Source organism: Gemmatimonas sp. (genome assembly GCF_036405635.1).
Classification (GTDB): Bacteria; Gemmatimonadota; Gemmatimonadetes; order Gemmatimonadales; family Gemmatimonadaceae; genus Gemmatimonas.
The window spans coordinates 1-13,436 of the sequence record NZ_DASWXE010000158.1; the positions used below are offsets into that span (position 1 = coordinate 1).

13 protein-coding genes are annotated in these 13,436 nt (G+C 65.5%); 2 read left to right on the top strand and 11 right to left on the bottom strand.

What is annotated here, in order from left to right:
• From truB to murA, 8 genes are all read right to left on the bottom strand, one after another.
• A partial coding sequence (gene truB / locus VGE27_RS12715; RefSeq protein ID WP_331050037.1) for a tRNA pseudouridine(55) synthase TruB occupies positions 1-573 on the bottom strand: 573 nt, incomplete at its 3' end.
• Between the two features lie 21 nt (positions 574-594).
• Complete coding sequence (rbfA, locus tag VGE27_RS12720) at positions 595-999, bottom strand: 30S ribosome-binding factor RbfA (protein WP_331050038.1); 405 nt, start codon at positions 997-999, stop codon at positions 595-597.
• 9 nt (positions 1,000-1,008) lie between these two features.
• Positions 1,009-4,086 (bottom strand): translation initiation factor IF-2, encoded by a 3,078-nt coding sequence (gene infB / locus VGE27_RS12725; protein ID WP_331050039.1) that lies wholly within the window; start codon positions 4,084-4,086, stop codon positions 1,009-1,011.
• Positions 4,087-4,095: 9 nt separating this feature from the next.
• The gene (locus tag VGE27_RS12730; RefSeq protein ID WP_331050040.1) at positions 4,096-4,476 is read right to left on the bottom strand and encodes a L7Ae/L30e/S12e/Gadd45 family ribosomal protein; all 381 of its coding nucleotides are present in this window, start codon (positions 4,474-4,476) and stop codon (positions 4,096-4,098) included.
• The gene (nusA, locus tag VGE27_RS12735) at positions 4,473-5,786 is read right to left on the bottom strand and encodes a transcription termination factor NusA (RefSeq protein ID WP_331050041.1); all 1,314 of its coding nucleotides are present in this window, start codon (positions 5,784-5,786) and stop codon (positions 4,473-4,475) included. Before nusA ends, VGE27_RS12730 begins: the two co-directional genes overlap by 4 nt.
• A 9-nt stretch (positions 5,787-5,795) precedes the next feature.
• Positions 5,796-6,263: a ribosome maturation factor RimP gene (rimP, locus tag VGE27_RS12740; RefSeq protein WP_331050042.1), complete on the bottom strand. Its 468-nt coding sequence runs from the start codon at positions 6,261-6,263 to the stop codon at positions 5,796-5,798.
• A gap of 176 nt (positions 6,264-6,439) precedes the next feature.
• Positions 6,440-7,222 carry a polyphenol oxidase family protein gene (locus VGE27_RS12745; RefSeq protein ID WP_331050043.1) on the bottom strand — a complete coding sequence of 261 codons (783 nt, stop codon included), beginning with the start codon at positions 7,220-7,222 and terminating at the stop codon, positions 6,440-6,442.
• Positions 7,152-8,447 carry a UDP-N-acetylglucosamine 1-carboxyvinyltransferase gene (gene murA, locus VGE27_RS12750; RefSeq protein ID WP_331050044.1) on the bottom strand — a complete coding sequence of 432 codons (1,296 nt, stop codon included), beginning with the start codon at positions 8,445-8,447 and terminating at the stop codon, positions 7,152-7,154. The genes VGE27_RS12745 and murA overlap by 71 nt, the downstream gene beginning before the upstream one ends.
• Before the next feature lie 158 nt (positions 8,448-8,605).
• On the opposite strand from murA, the gene VGE27_RS12755 reads away from it, so the two are divergent.
• Both VGE27_RS12755 and VGE27_RS12760 read left to right on the top strand, forming a co-directional pair.
• The gene (locus VGE27_RS12755) at positions 8,606-9,223 is read left to right on the top strand and encodes a DUF948 domain-containing protein (RefSeq protein ID WP_331050045.1); all 618 of its coding nucleotides are present in this window, start codon (positions 8,606-8,608) and stop codon (positions 9,221-9,223) included.
• A 10-nt stretch (positions 9,224-9,233) separates the two neighbouring features.
• Positions 9,234-10,205, top strand: coding sequence for a zinc dependent phospholipase C family protein (locus VGE27_RS12760; RefSeq protein WP_331050046.1), 972 nt, complete (start codon positions 9,234-9,236; stop codon positions 10,203-10,205).
• On the opposite strand, the gene gatB is transcribed toward VGE27_RS12760, so the two are convergent.
• The 3 genes from gatB to gatC are packed head-to-tail and all read right to left on the bottom strand — an operon-like array spanning position 10,174 to position 13,321.
• The gene (gene gatB / locus VGE27_RS12765; protein ID WP_331050047.1) at positions 10,174-11,613 is read right to left on the bottom strand and encodes an Asp-tRNA(Asn)/Glu-tRNA(Gln) amidotransferase subunit GatB; all 1,440 of its coding nucleotides are present in this window, start codon (positions 11,611-11,613) and stop codon (positions 10,174-10,176) included. The genes VGE27_RS12760 and gatB overlap by 32 nt on opposite strands.
• Positions 11,610-13,001 (bottom strand): Asp-tRNA(Asn)/Glu-tRNA(Gln) amidotransferase subunit GatA, encoded by a 1,392-nt coding sequence (gene gatA / locus VGE27_RS12770; protein WP_331050048.1) that lies wholly within the window; start codon positions 12,999-13,001, stop codon positions 11,610-11,612. The genes gatB and gatA overlap by 4 nt, the downstream gene beginning before the upstream one ends.
• A complete protein-coding gene (gene gatC, locus VGE27_RS12775) occupies positions 12,998-13,321 on the bottom strand; it encodes an Asp-tRNA(Asn)/Glu-tRNA(Gln) amidotransferase subunit GatC (protein WP_331050049.1) in 324 nt (107 codons plus the stop codon). Before gatC ends, gatA begins: the two co-directional genes overlap by 4 nt.
• Between the last annotated feature and the right edge of the window lie 115 nt (positions 13,322-13,436).

Sequence of the window (13,436 nt, forward strand, 5' to 3'; positions counted from 1 at the left end):
CCCGAGATCACGGGCGAGCGCGCGAATGTAGGTGCCGCCACCGCAAGTGATACGCACATCGAGCGTGTTGTCTCCCGCTCCACGCCACTCCCAGCGATGCACATGCACGGTGACGGGCGCGAGCTCCACGGTGTGCCCACGTCGCGCGAGGTCGTACGCACGAGTCCCATCCACATGCTTGGCCGAATACTGCGGCGGCACCTGGGCGATACGACCCGTCAAAGCCGCCTGCGCTGCGGTCAGCAGAGGATGCATGGCATCGGCCAGCAGATCCGGGTGAAGCAGATCTGCTTCACGCACGACAGTACCGGTGCTGTCGTCGGTGTCGGTTTCAGCACCGAACCGGATCGTGGCGTCGTAGACCTTGGGTTCGCCCACGATGTACGGCAACAGCCGCGTGGACGGACCAATGGCGACGACGAGCAGCCCGGTGGCGAAGGGATCGAGTGTGCCGGCATGACCGACGCGTTTTGTCCGGGCCGCGCGGCGCACCACACCGACGATATCGTGCGAGGAACGCCCGACCGGCTTGTCGACATACAGCACGCCCGATTGCACCGGAGCGCCGATCACGGCATGCGCTCCGGTCGCCACTTACTCCGCCTGATCGGGAGCATCGGGCGTCTCGGCCGATGCATCCTGCGCTTCCCGTTCGTCGCGGATCTTGGAGAGCAGATGCTCGATACGCGATGCGCGCGCGACGCTCTCGTCCGCCCGGAAGTGAATCTCCGGCGCGGAGCGCAAACGCAGGGTCTTGCCAAGCTGCGACCGCAGGTGACTGGCCACGCTGGCCAGTCCCGCAGTCGTGGACTTCTTGTCGGCTTCGTCGCCCATGAGGGAGACGAAGACCGTTGCATGCCGGAGGTCCCGCGTCACTTCCACCGCTGTCACGGTGACGAAGGCGCGGATCCGCGGATCTTTCGCGCCTTCCGCCAGGAAGGTCGCGACTTGTTCGCGGATCGCCTCGGCAACGCGGTCAGGTCGCCGCGCTTCGCCCATAGGGCCTCCTCAGGACTTCGCAGCCTGGTCGAGGGTACGCGCGATTTCCTCGGTGCGGTAGCACTCGAACACATCGCCGATCTTGAGATCGTTGAAGTTCTCGATGCCGATACCGCATTCGTAGCCTTCCTTGACCTCGTTGACGTCGTCCTTGAAACGACGCAGCGAGGAGATGGCGCCATCGTACATCTCGACGCCATCGCGGATGACACGCACCCGGCCACGACGATTGATGATACCCGAGCGGACGATGCAACCGGCAATGGTGCCGATACGCGGCACCTTGAAGGTTTCGCGCACTTCCGCTTCACCGAAGACCACTTCGCGCTCTTCCGGACGCAGCATGCCTTCGAGCGCCGCCTTCACGTCAGCGACCGCCTCGTAGATGATGCGATACAGCTTGATCTCGACGCCTTCGCGCTCGGCTGCTGCGCGCGCGTTGTTGTCGGGGCGCACGTGGAAGCCGATGATGATGGCACCCGATGCCTTCGCGAGCAGGATGTCGCTTTCGGCAATCGCACCCACACCACGGTGGAGGATATCCACCTGCACTTCCGGATTGGACAGCTGACCGAGCGCGTCGGCGAGCGCTTCCGCCGGACCGCCCTGGTCGGCCTTGATGACGAGGCGCAACTGGCGCTTCTGGCCAGCCGATGCCTGCGACATGAAGTCCTCGAGGGACACCACACCACGCGTGGTGCGACGGCTCTTCGCTTCACGATCGAGACGCTCACGTCGCTGCGCGATTTCACGCGCGGCCGTGGCATCTTCCACCACCAACAGCTGGTCACCAGCCATGGGCACACCGGTCAGACCGAGGATCTGCACCGGGATGGCGGGCCCAGCGGACTTCACCTGCTTGCCACGCTCATCGAGCAGGGCACGCACACGACCGGAGTGAATGCCGCAAATGTAGTCGTCGCCGACCTTGAGTGTGCCGTTCTGTACGAGCACGGTAGCAACGGGGCCCTTGCCCTGGTCGAGCTGGGCTTCGACCACCGAACCCATGGCGCGGCGATTCGGATTGGCCTTGAGCTCGAGGATGTCGGCCTGCAGCAGGATCTGGTCGAGCAGGTCGTTGACGCCCGTGCCCTTCTTGGCCGAGATCTCGGAGTGCAGCACCGTACCGCCGAACTCTTCGAGTACGACTTCGTGCTGCAGCAGGTCCTGCTTCACCTTCGGGATGTTCGCCGTCGGCAGGTCGACCTTGTTGACCGCGATGATGATCGGTACGCCGGCGCTCTTGGCGTGCGAGATCGCTTCCACGGTCTGCGGCATGACCTGGTCGTCGGCCGCGATGACGATGACGACGATATCCGTGACCTGCGCACCGCGGGCACGCATGGCGGTGAACGCTTCGTGACCCGGCGTATCGAGGAACGTGATCGTGCGTCCACCAGCGACTTCCACATGGTAGGCGCCGATGTGCTGCGTGATACCACCCGCTTCACCCGCGACCACGTTGGCCTTACGGATGTAGTCGAGCAGTGACGTCTTACCGTGGTCGACGTGACCCATGATGGTCACGACCGGCGGACGCGGACGCAGGTCTTCCGGATCGTCCTCTCCACCCGAATCGGGCAGATCGGCCGCGTAGTCGCTTTCCTTGACGGCCTGGAAGCCAAATTCGCCGGCGATCAGTTCGATCTGGTCGAAGTCGAGACGCTGATTGATGGTGACCATGAGGCCGAGCGTCTTGAACGCAAAGCCCACGATCTGCGTGGCGGAAATGCTGAGGATCTGCGCGAGTTCGGACACCGTGATGAACTCGTTGACGCGAACGGTCTTCCGTTCGCGCTCGGCGGCTGCCTGACGCTGCTCCTCCGCCTCGGCGCGCATTTCCGCACCGAAGCGGCGGCCAGCGCGGCCGCGCTGCGGCGCGCCGCGCAGGGCGGTCATCGTCTTGGTGATGTTCGCCGACACCGCTTCCTGATCCACCGCACCACGCTTGCCCTTCTTGCCACGGCGCTGCTGGTTCTGGCCGCCAGCCTGACCAACACCGGCGCCACCCTGCTGCTGACCACCACCCTGGCCACCCTGACCGCCCTGTCCACCTGGACCGGACGTTCCTGGGCCGCCGGGGCCACGACGATCATCGCGACGCTGGCCCTGATTGAGACCACCGCCCGGGGCTGCCGAGGCGATGGGCCGGGCTGAACCGAAGTTTGGCGAGGCACTGGCGACCGGACGCGGACGCGGTGCGCCAGGCACGACCGGCCGCGGACGCGGACGATCAGGCGGCAGCGACGACGTGGGTGACGGTGCGGCCGGTGCTGGCGCGTCGCCGGCCGGAGCGGCGGACGTGCTGACCGCGGCGGGAGCACTGGTGGGTGCTGCCGCGGCAGGTGCTGCTGGGGTCGCAACCGCCGCCGGCGGCGCGGAGACGACCGGCGGTACGGGCGCGGCCGACACGCTCACCGGCTGCGCCGGTGCGGCAGGACGGGGCGCCGACTCCGTGCGCACTGGAGCAGCCGCCGGAGTGTTGTTGTTCGCCTGTACCACGGGCGTGCTGGCCGGAGCCGCGACCTCGGGGGCCTTCGCCACCGGGGTCACTTCGGCGACCGGGGCCACAGGCTTCGGCTCGGCGATCGGAGCGGGCGCGACAGGCGCATCAACCGCGGCCGGCTTCGCCTGGACCACAGGCTCGGCAATCGGTTTGACCTCCACAGGAGCCGGTTCGGGAACCGGCTTCGGGATCACCGGCGCCGTGGCCGGTGTCTCTGGTGCGGACTCGGCGACATGCTCATGGCCGTCGTCGTGTGCACCGTCATGCGAATCGGGGAGATCTGCCGCGCGACGGCGACGCACCACCGGCGCCGGCGTGGCCGCTTCGGGCTCCGGAGCGGCAGCGGCTTCAGCGGCGCCCGTGCGCCGACGACGCGGCGCAGCCGCAGGTGCCGGCTGCGCCTTTTCGGCGCGCACGCGCTTTTCGCGCTCCCAGCGGGCGCGAATACGGGATACCTGATCGTCGGTCAACAGCGACAAATGGCTGCGAACCGGCACGTCCATCTGGCGCAGCAGCGCGATCACCTCGTCAGCCGAGATGCCGAACTCACCCGCCATGTCATGCACACGAAGCTTGCTCAACCCGTCCTCCTACCGCGAAACGCGCGTCGCGTCGCCCGCCGGGGTTGCCCCGGCCACGGCGCCACGGATTCCGCGCGCCAGCGCCTGATCTACTATCCCGATTGCCGCCGTGGTCTCTCGACCCACAGCGCCACCCAGCTCGGCCGCACTCGGCCACTCCACCATCTCGATACGCCGGGCTTTGAGGACCGGCACCACTTTCTCCAGCGAATGACGGGACACGTCAGTCGCGACCAACGCCATCTGCACCGTGCCTTTCTGCGCCGCGATGCGTACCTGCTCCACCCCGATCACCACCAACCGCCCGCGCGCACCCAGCCCGACCAACCCGAGCACCTTGCGGCGCTGGGCATCGTCGAGAGGCAGGGGCTCGCCGGCGGTGTCACTCACGCGCTGCGGCTTCCGTCGCCGTCGTCCTCAGTGGTGAGCTCATCGATGATGGCCATGATGCGATCCGCCTCTTCCGGCGCGATGCCGGGGAGACGAAGCAGGTCATCACGATCAAGGTCCAGGATGTCGTTGAGCGTGCGATAGCCCGCCTCCGCCAGCACCGCCACCGTGGCGGTTTCCAGACCCTCGATCTCGTTGAGCGGCACATCGGCCTCGGTATCATCGGGCAGCGGCGCGAAGAGCGGGGCTTCTCCGCCCTTCTCCAGCCACTCGCGGCTCGAATAGAGGTCGATCTTCCAACCGGTCAGCTCCGACGCCAGGCGCACGTTCTGTCCGTTGCGACCAATGGCGAGTGACAGCTGATCTTCATCCACTACGGCCTGAATGGTGCGCGAGGCCGCATCGCTGAACACGCGGGCCACACGGGCCGGCGCAAGCGCGAGCTTCGCGAACCGCTCCGGATCGGGCGACCACGGCACGATATCGATACGTTCGCCACCCAGTTCGTTCACCACGGCCTGCACGCGGGCACCCTTGAGGCCCACGCATGCGCCCACGGGATCGACCGCCTCATCACGCGAGGTCACGGCGATCTTGGTGCGGCTGCCGACTTCACGCGCCGCTGCCTTGATCTCCACGATGCTTTGCTGGATTTCCGGCACTTCGAGCTTGAAGAGCGCCTGCACAAACAGCGCATCGGAACGGCTCAGGATGAGGCGCGGCCCCTTGGGCGTGTCTTCGACACGCTTGAGGACGGCGCGCACCGGTTCACCCTGATGGTAGTGCTCACGGTGGTTCTGCTCGCGGTAGGGGATGATCGCCTCCGCTTCACGGAACTTGTTGAGCATGACCACCAGCTTGCCCCGCTCGATCTGCTGCACTTCACCCGAAAGAAGGTCACCCACGCGTCCGGCGAACTCGTCGCGGATACGCGTGCGTTCCCCTTCGCGCACCCGCTGAATGATGCGCTGCTTGGCAGCCTGCACTGCGGTGCGACCGAACTCCATGAAGTCGACCGGGATTTCCATGACGTCGCCGACCTGGAATTCCGGATCCATGAAGCGGGCCTCTTCGACCGTCACTTCACGCGACTCGTCCGTGACTTCGTCCACGACAGTCTTGAGCAGCACGATGCGGATCTCGCCCCGGGCTTCGTCGATCTCGACTTCTGCCTGGACGTTGGCGCCGTGCTTCTTGGCGAGGGCGGCATGAATGCCGTCCTGCAGAAGCCCGTGCAGTTCCTCGCGCGTGATCTGCTTCAGATTCGACAGCTCTCGCAGCGCCGTGAGAATGTCCGCCGATCCGGCCATCCGTCTCCCCTATCGTTTCCAGTTGAACGCCAAGCGCGCCTGCGAGACCTCGCGAATGAGCAGGGATGCTTCCCGCCCCTTCGGATCCCGCACCAACGCCACCTCGGCGCCGCCTTCGCCCGTCACGGCGACGATTTCGACTTCCTGCTTGCCTCCGGCCAGCAACCCACTGGTCACCGTTGCCCGGCGTCCGACAAACCGGCGCCAGTCGGCCGCATGACGCAGCGGTCGATCAGCACCGGGTGAGGACACTTCGAGTACATACTGTTCTCCGACCAGCGCCGCGGACTCGAGCCGGGCTTCCAACGCCCGCGACACGCGCGCACAGTCGTCGATGGTCACTTTTTCTTCGTCCCGCCGATCGATCCGGATCTCCAACACCGGACGGGCCCGCGAGCCCCCACGCCGTAACTCGACCAGGTCGAACCCGAGACCGGCAAGTTCCTGCGTGACAATGGGTTCGATCGCCTCGCCCATCTGTCGACCTCCGAATCGTCCATCCCACGGATCCTCGATCGTGGGCCGGTTTCCGAAGGTCCGGAGAACAAAAAAGTGTGGGGGCCATCCCCACACTTCATCACCCGCGCGGGGCGGGTGCGGTCACGAAGGAGTACTTCTTGAGATTTGCAACCTATTAGGCGCTCGAGACGTGGTCAAGATGATGTCAGTGCCACGATCCCGAGCTGCCGACCGACATCCCCACCGCGATGGCTGAAGAATCGGGACTGATCGCATCTTGTGCATGCGGGGTCGGTGGTCAAACGGGCCACGTTTCTGGCAGTTGCCTGCTCTGCCAGAACGGCGCGCACATCGAGATACCCCTTCGCTGTCGCTGCTGTCCCGGTGACGGCTTCGAGCACCTCCGGTCCGACCTCGTAGCACTGACCACAGATCGCCGGCCCCAGATACACCTCGCATTCCGCAGCGGGGAACCCCAGCGATTCCAGCAGGTCGAGTCCCACATCAAGAATACGGGCGGCGGTTCCCCGCCACCCCGCGTGCAATGCCGCCACGGCCCCACGCGGGTGACCGATCAGCACGGGTGTGCAATCGGCGATGGTCACCGCCAGCGCTGTTCCGGGCACGGTGGTGACGTGGCCGTCCACACCGCGCTCACGGAGCCAGCCTCGCCAGCCGTCCGCGTGTACAGAGACCTGAGCGCCGTGTACCTGATGGGCGGCCGCGAGTCGACCAATGCCCCGGATCTCCAACGCGTCCTGCAAGGCGGCCCACCGCCCCAAAACCGTCCCCACCGCTTCCTCGCCACCGAGCCCAAACGAGCCCACCTGGCGCGTGCTCGTCCAGCCGAGGATGCCGACTGGCAAGCCGGTCGCCGGCCAGCATTCGGCCAAGACATCGGTCATCTCAGCGGGCACTGAGTTCCACGCGGCGAATACGCGCCCCAAGGGCACCGAGTCGAGCTTCGATGCGCTCATACCCGCGCTCGATCTGCTGTGCGTTGTTGATGACACTGGTGCCTTCCGCACACATCGCCGCCAACAACATCGCCATGCCGGCGCGAATGTCCGGTGACTCCACGGTACCGCCGCGCAACTGCGTTGGACCTGATACAATCGCGCGGTGCGGGTCGCACAGCACGATGCGCGCGCCCATGCCCACGAGCTTGTCGGTGAAATAGAGGCGCGACTCGAACATCTTCTCGTGGAAGAGGATCATGCCCTCGCACTGTGTCGCCGCCACGATGGCGATCGACATGGTGTCCGCGGGAAATGCCGGCCACGGTTGGTCTTCCAACTTGGCGACATGGCCACCGAGATCGTTCTGAATGCGCCGTTCCTGATCGGCCGGCACAATGAGATCATCGCCCTCCACCTCGCAGCGAATACCAAGGCGCTCGAAGCCCATCAACGTGCTGCGCAGGTGTTCGACACCAGCTCGCTCGATGCGCAACGTGGATCGGGTGACCGCCGCAAGACCGATGAACGAACCAACCTCGATATGATCGGGGCCGATCGTGTGCGTGGCGCTGCCGAGCGGAAGCCCGCCTTCGATGGTGTAGACATTGGAACCGATGCCTTCGATGCGCGCGCCCAGTCCGACGAGGAACTGCGCGAGATCCTGCACGTGCGGTTCACTGGCGGCGTTCCGCAACACGGTGCGCCCCTTGGCTGCCACGGCAGCCATCAACGCGTTCTCGGTGGCCGTGACGCTTGGTTCGTCGAGAAAGACATCGGCACCCACCAGCCCCGCGGTGGTGAAACGAAACCGCTCGCCAAGCTCGTACGACGCGCCGAGCGCCTGCAACACATGGAAGTGTGTATCGAGGCGACGCCGACCGATCACATCGCCACCCGGCGGCGAAAGCGTCACGGATCCGCAGCGCGCAAGCAATGGCGCGGCCAGCAGGATGGACGCGCGAATACGGGCGCACATCGTGGGATCGAGGTCACCGGCTGCGACCTCCTTCGCGTGAATGCGGAGCGCATTTTCTCCGGTCCACTCGCACGCGGCACCCGTGGTGCGGATGAGTTCCACCAGCGTTTCGATATCGCGAATGCGCGGCACATTGAGCAGCTGCACCGGCTGATCGGTAAGCAGGGCGGCCGCCACGATGGGCAGCGCCGCGTTCTTGTTACCGGCAGGGCGAATGCTGCCCTCGAGCCGATGACCACCTTCGACGATGAATTGAACAGCAGCCATACCAGTGGGGTTGAAGCAGACGCGGGTCGCTCATGAACGATGCTCCCGGAAGCATAGCCGCAGGCGCCGCACCTTGCCTCCCCGGCCTGCCCATGGAATGGGGCGTGAATGTCACAAACCCCTTCCCGCTCCGCTCGTGAACCCTTAGATCCCGTTTCATGTCGATGCCGACCCCTTGGATTCCGTACTTCCTGCAGGCCATCACGCTGCCGGATACCATCGTGGCCCGGACGATCCCCGACCGGGGTCTTCTGGACTGGACCAACGGGGTGTTGCAGCTGATCGTGCTGCTCCTGGCCGTGGGCGCATTGGTCGTCTTCATCATGCTCATGCTGACGGTGCGCGAGGCGGTGAAGAACGTGACCGGTACGGTCGACCGTCTCGCCAACGACACCCGGCCACTGGTGGAGAAAGCCACGGCGCTGGTGGGTGATGCCCGTGAGACGGTCACCATGCTGCGCGAGGATGTGGAGCGCGTGACCGATGCCGCCGCCGCCATCTCCGACGAGTTGCTCAACGCCGCAGAGTCTGCGGGCCGCCGGGTAGACAGCGTCAATGCGGTACTCGATGTGCTGCAGGCCGAGTTCGAGGACTCCGCAATTTCAGCGGTGTCAGCAGTACGGGGCGTGCGCGTTGGCGCCGCCGAGGCCGCGGCTCGCCTGGCATCGAACGGAGGACGCCGGCCCAACGCACGCCCGTTCCGTGCCCGCGAGAGGGATCGAGATCTGGACCGAAAGACAGCCGACGGCCGACACCCTGATTGGGAAGACCAGTAACCGGATGTGGATGCCACGCATCTCCATGTCGGCCTGGCGCGCACTGACTTCCGGGACTGTGCCGTGGGCAGGGGTGGCGATCGCTGTCGTGGCGCTGCTACTGGTCACACCATCAGCCGCATGGGCCTGGACTCCGGGCACCCACGTGTTTCTGGGCGACGCGGTGCTGGGCAACCTGTCACTTGTGCCATCGCACATTGCCGCGTTGCTCGCTGCGCATCCGGCGGACTTTCTGTACGGCTCCATCGCGGCCGACACGAGCATCGCCAAGAAGTACGCCGAAGTAGGCCGGCACTGTCATTCGTGGCATGTGGGTCTCGAAATCCACGATGAGGCAGACAGCCCGGCGCTGCAGTCATTCGCGCTGGGCTACCTGGCACATCTCGCGGCCGATGTGGTCGCGCACAATTTCTTCGTGCCGCGTCAACTCGCGGTCACGTCCAGCACCACCGCGCTGGGGCACAGTTATTGGGAAAGTCGCATCGATACGCATATCGGTGACCCATGGCCACGGCGCGCCCGAGAACTACTGCATCTCGATCACGGCCGCTCCGACCAGCATCTCGACCGCATCCTGAGCCCGACGCTCTTCGGCACACCAACCAATCGTCGAATCTTTCGCGGCATGGTGTATGTGACCGACACGGATTCCTGGCAGCGCATCTTCCAGCTCGTATCCGAGAAGAGCCGCTGGGATCTCGGCGACGCAGAGGTGGGTCGCTATCTGTCGCGCTCCTTCGACTACATCGTCGACCTGTTCCAGGCGTGGGACCGCAGCGAGCCGTTCCGCTTCGATCCCTCCGGTGACAAGCCGCTGCGTGAAGCCAAGAAGGTGCGTCGCCTGGCCCGTCGTCAGGGTGGTGACATTCGTGCAGCCCTCGAAGCGGATCGCATGTTTGGCATGCCGGCGACGCCGTTGCATCACGCCGCCGACCTGCCTGCCCCGCTCTTTACCCCGCGCGTGCGCCAAGCAGCTGGTTGACCTTCTTGGGGTCAGCTGACCCCTTGGACTTCTTCATCACCAGCCCGACCAGCACGCCTTGCAGCTTCTTCTCGCCGCCGGCGAATCGCGCCGCTTCAGCCGGGTTCTCGGCGAAGACTTCATCGATCCAGCCGACCAGCGCTGAGTCGTCGCGCACCTGCAGTAGCCCTTCACGCTTCGCGAGGTCGAGGGGCTCGCCCGCCTCCTGCTCCATCATCGTGAAGAGCTGACGCGCGGCAGTGTTGGACACCTCGCCGCCGGCCTCCAGCTTGATCAGCGCGCCGAGGCGCTCTGCCGTCACCGGATGCTCAGCCAGCGACCGGCCTGAGGCATTCACCGAGGCGAGTACCGTACCCAACATCCAGTTAGCGGCACGGCGCGCATCTCCGGACGCCCGGGCCACCGCCTCGAAATGCGCGGCCAGCGCCTGCTCGACGATGAGCTGCTCCACTTCCACTTCGCCGAGTGCGTAGTCGGCAGCAAACCGTCGACGCTTGGCCTCGGGAAGCTCGGGCAACGCCGCACGCTGACGATCGATGTACTCCGCGTTCAGGCGCAGCGGTGGCAGGTCGGGCTCGGGAAAGTAGCGATAGTCATGACTGCCTTCCTTGCTACGCGCCGGCCGGACTTCGTTGCGCTTGTCATCGTACAGCATCGTCTGCTGCTCGATGGTGCCGCCGCTTTCGAGCACACGGACCTGCCGCGCAAACTCGATCTCGACCGCACGTTCAATGGCCGAGAACGAATTGAGGTTCTTGATTTCGGTCTTGGTGCCGAAAGGACTCGTGCTCGACGGCCGAATCGAGATGTTCACATCGACGCGGAGGGAGCCTTCCTCCATGTTCGCGTCCGACACATCGGCGTACTCGAGGATCTGCTTCATGCGACGCGCATACGCGCCGGCTTCCGCGCCGGTACGGATGTCCGGCTCCGAGACGATCTCGACGAGCGGCGTGCCCGCGCGATTGAGGTCGATGGCCGACACGTCGCGAAAGCGATCGTGCACCGACTTGCCGGCGTCTTCTTCCATGTGCACACGGTGCACCCGAATCACCCGCGGCGTGCCATCGGCCTGTACACCGATGACGACGGCACCTTCGGTGGCCAGGGGACGATCGAACTGCGAGATCTGATATCCCTTGGGCAGATCGGGATAGAAGTAGTTCTTGCGCGCAAAGACCGACGCGTCATGCACGGTGCAGCCCAGGGCCAACGATGCACGGGTGGCCAGCTGCACGGCCTCGGCATTGAGTACCGGCAGCGCACCCGGGAGACCGAGGCACACCGGACAGGTGTTCGTGTTGGGCGCTTCTCCAAACGATGTGGCGCAGCCGCAGAAGATCTTGCTGCGGGTCTTGAGCTGACAGTGGACTTCGAGCCCGATGACCAGTTCCCAGTTCGTGCTCATGCCGTGGCCTCCTCGATGGACAGCGATGCTTCGAGCGCAGCGGCAGCGCGGAACATGGTGGGTTCGTCGAAATGTGGCGCCATGAACTGTCCGCCAACCGGCAGTCCATCCACCAAACCGATCGGCTGCGACATGGCCGGCACGCCCGCCAGGTTTGCCGTGACGGTGAAGATGTCGCTCAAGTACATCTCGTAGGGATCGCTCAGTTCACCCAACCGAAATGCGGGGGTGGGCGTGGTGGGCGTGAACAGCAGGTGCACGCCGCTCGCGAACACGCTCGCGAACTCCTGCGTGATGAGCGTACGCACGGCCTGTGCGCGCTTGTAATACGCATCGTAGTAGCCGGCACTGAGCACGTAGGTGCCCAGGAGGATGCGCCGCGTCACCTCTTCACCGAATCCCTTCGAACGCGAGCCTTCGTACATGCTGCGCAGGTTGTCGGCTTCCACCCGCGCACCATACCGCACACCGTCATACCGCGCGAGATTGCTCGACGCTTCAGCCGGCGCGATGATGTAGTACACGGGGACCGCGAGGTCCGTGCTTGGCAGCGAGACATCACGCACCTCGGCACCCAGTGCGATCAACTGCTGCAGCGCGCGTTCACAGTGCGCGGCGATGCGTGGGTCGAGATTGTCGGGGAAATACTCGCGCGGCTTACCCACCACCAGACCGGCGAGCGGGCGCTCACCGGATGCCGCTGCCGGCACCATCGATGGCACCGGAAGATCGGCACTCGTGGAATCGAAGTGGTCGTGCCCCGAGATCGTCTCGAGGCCCAGTGCGGCCTCGGCCACCGTGGCCCCGAACACCCCGACGTTGTCGAGCGACGACGCGTAGGCGACGAGACCATAGCGGCTCACGCGGCCATAGGTAGGCTTCACACCCACGATGCCACAGAACGCCGCCGGCTGACGCACAGAGCCACCGGTTTCGGAGCCCAGCGCGAGGCGTACCACACCAGACGCCACCGCCGCGGCAGACCCCCCCGACGAACCGCCCGGGACGCGTGAACGATCGAGTGGATTGAGGGTCGGACCGTAGGCGCTGTTTTCGGTGGACGACCCCATGGCAAATTCGTCCATGTTGGTCTTGCCGATCACCACGGCCCCGGCGTCGCGCAATTTGCGCACGGCGGTCGCCTCGAACGGGCTCACGTAGCCCTCGAGCACACGCGATGCGCAGGTCGTGGGCAGCGTCAGCGTCGCGAGGTTGTCCTTGATGGCGACGGGGATACCGGCGAGCGTGCCCTCGACTCCAGAGGCCGCCGCATCACGATCGAGTGCGAGGAAGGCGTTCAGGCCCTGCACGTCGGCCTCGTCGAAACGCGACCACGCGTGGGCGACGGTATGCTGCGCCAGCGGCGTCTTCACATCGGGCTGACTCATGCGGCGTCTCCCTCGTCGGCCGAGGCACCCTGCGCTCCATGCGTGGTGAGACGAGGCACGAGGAAGAACCCATCGCGCATCGCGGGGGCAAATGCTTCGCGGCTGCGCAACAGGACATCGGCGGGGCGCGCATCCGGACGCAGCGGTGCGGCCTGGTCTGGTGGTGTTAGTGGCACGCCCGAGACATCCACCTGCTGGAGCACGTCCATATGCCCGAGAATGCCGTTGAGCTGCTGTACGAGCGCAGGAATCTGCCCTTCGCTCAGCCCGAGTCTGGCCAGCGTGGCCACGTGTCGCACGTCTTCCGGTGTTACCGACATCACTCCCACCCTCGTTCGAGCTTGGCCTGTGCGAGTACGAGCGTCTTGCGCCCGATCTCTTCGTCATCAAAATCGATACGCACCTTGGCATCCCGACCGCTACCGGTGAGCTCCG

Excerpts from the sequence above, each read along its gene's own strand:
- rbfA (WP_331050038.1), bottom strand. The coding sequence starts at position 999 with ATGGGCGAAGCGCGGCGACCTGACCGCGTTGCCGAGGCGATCCGCGAA.
- nusA (WP_331050041.1), bottom strand. The coding sequence starts at position 5,786 with ATGGCCGGATCGGCGGACATTCTCACGGCGCTGCGAGAGCTGTCGAAT.
- rimP (WP_331050042.1), bottom strand. The coding sequence starts at position 6,263 with ATGGGCGAGGCGATCGAACCCATTGTCACGCAGGAACTTGCCGGTCTC.
- VGE27_RS12745 (WP_331050043.1), bottom strand. The coding sequence starts at position 7,222 with ATGAGCGCATCGAAGCTCGACTCGGTGCCCTTGGGGCGCGTATTCGCC.
- murA (WP_331050044.1), bottom strand. The coding sequence starts at position 8,447 with ATGGCTGCTGTTCAATTCATCGTCGAAGGTGGTCATCGGCTCGAGGGC.
- VGE27_RS12755 (WP_331050045.1), top strand. The coding sequence starts at position 8,606 with ATGTCGATGCCGACCCCTTGGATTCCGTACTTCCTGCAGGCCATCACG.
- VGE27_RS12760 (WP_331050046.1), top strand. The coding sequence starts at position 9,234 with ATGCCACGCATCTCCATGTCGGCCTGGCGCGCACTGACTTCCGGGACT.
- gatB (WP_331050047.1), bottom strand. The coding sequence starts at position 11,613 with ATGAGCACGAACTGGGAACTGGTCATCGGGCTCGAAGTCCACTGTCAG.
- gatA (WP_331050048.1), bottom strand. The coding sequence starts at position 13,001 with ATGAGTCAGCCCGATGTGAAGACGCCGCTGGCGCAGCATACCGTCGCC.
- gatC (WP_331050049.1), bottom strand. The coding sequence starts at position 13,321 with ATGTCGGTAACACCGGAAGACGTGCGACACGTGGCCACGCTGGCCAGA.